1 pseudogene is annotated in these 1,774 nt (G+C 57.6%); it reads right to left on the reverse strand.

Annotated features, from left to right (window positions below):
- Nucleotides 1-1,069: 1,069 nt before the first annotated feature.
- Nucleotides 1,070-1,741 (reverse strand): annotated as a pseudogene (locus tag FEF27_RS12975) (ISL3 family transposase); the annotation flags it as partial.
- Between the last annotated feature and the right edge of the window lie 33 nt (nt 1,742-1,774).

Raw genomic sequence — 1,774 nt, forward strand, 5'->3', positions numbered from 1 at the left:
GTCTTGGAGCTTCCGGATGATCTGTTCCGGGGTATGGCGTCTTCTCTTGCTTGTCATGGTCACACCAGTTTTCCTGCCCGGAGCACCGGGCGCTAGTGCGACTCTCATAACTCGTGGACCGAAATTAGGGGGTCATGCCACGAGTCCAGACCGCTATGGACGCAATCACCTCCAACAACTAGACCAACTGCTTACACAGACAGCTTGACAGCCTCGGCCCGTTGATGTCGCGTCCGGCGAGTTGGAAAGGCTGAGTGGCTATCTGTGCGACCGTCGGATCGAAGTCTGCTAACCATAGTCGCTCTAACTCAAGCAGGCTTTCATAGACTAATGTCCTACGGTTCGTCGATGCCCAGAATAATCCTGGGTAGTTTCGCTGACCTCTGTAGGTCGGTGGTACTCGAACAGGGAGTCCTCCAACGATCAAATCAGCACGTGCTTGCTCCCACGTCGTCCGGACTTCGTCACCGGCGACGGTGCAATATCGCAAGGAAACCTCGCGCGTGCCCATGGACACCAGTCTGGTCTACTGACAGAAAGATGAGACCACTGACACGCCACTGACAGGTACCTGGGATTACTGACAACTTAGCTGGAACCTACACCTGGTGTAGGATCCCGCGGGTCTTGTCATACGCGAGAGACGCTGACATGGGGTGTGACATCTCGGTGAGACGCGGTCTGTCTCACTAACTTGTCGTAATCCTCAGGCTCGCCCCGCTCATGAAGAGTGGAGACGGACTTAGGTTGGCAGTCCCGAGAGTCCGACTCCAAGTTCCTGACTAACCCCCAAGTTGCTCACGGCCTCGAGCAGATATGCGGCACATGGAATCTGCGCGGAGTTACATGCATGCGTAATCAGCGGAGGGACGAGAACGGGCCGGCTCGGAGTGGGCCTGAGTTGTCGGCCATCTAGCGACTACACAGCGATATGGCGAGAGAACAACGCAGAGGCAGTTAGAACGAATCAAATACCAGACCATTAGTCACTTGGAGGCGGGGGTCGATCGGCGCGTTTACGGGGCGCTTCAGTTAGTATTATTACTCTATTAAACGGGCTCTTCGGTTTTTAGGTGGGGAGGTGGCCGTCGAGGCCTCCGCCGATGAGCAGCATTCTGAGTCGGTAGTTGTCTCGGTTGCGGAAGCCTCGGGCGATGCGGCCGGCGAGTTCGATGAGTCCATTTATCGCCTCGGTGCCACCGTTGTTGGCGCGGCTTGTGGTGAAGTAGGCCAGGAAGGCTTGTCGCCAGCGGCGTAGGGTCCTGCCGAGTCTGGCGACCTCCGGTACAGGGCAGCTGTGGAAAGAATCTAAGACCTTCAGTGCGATCTGCCGGCCGGCTTTTAGGTCGTGGTGCTGGTAAGCGGCTTGCAGCTCTTGGGCGCATTGGTAGGCCAGGAACACCTCCTCATGCCGCGGATCAGCGGTGATGACTCGCTCTAAGCGTCGGGTCTGATTGGGTGTGAGGTTCTCTGCTCCTGATTGCAGGACTCGACGAATCCTATAGAGCGGATCGCCTTTGCGACCGCGGTGGCCCAGAGTGTCTTGCTGGACCCGGCGGCGGACCTCATCCACCACAGCAGTACCGAGCTTCACGACATGGAAGGCATCCAGCACTGCGGTGGCGTCTTCGAGCTTCTCATCGATAGCGTTCTTATACCCAGCGAAGGGATCCAGCGGAGCAACCTTGATGCCTTTTCGGAAGGCTGTGCCACGCAGGGCCAGCCACTCTGAGTAGGCTTTGCCGGCTCATCGCAGATGAGGGTGTAGCAAGGG

The organism is Nesterenkonia sphaerica (assembly GCF_005771565.1).
In the GTDB taxonomy this organism is placed as follows: Bacteria; Actinomycetota; Actinomycetes; order Actinomycetales; family Micrococcaceae; genus Nesterenkonia; species Nesterenkonia sphaerica.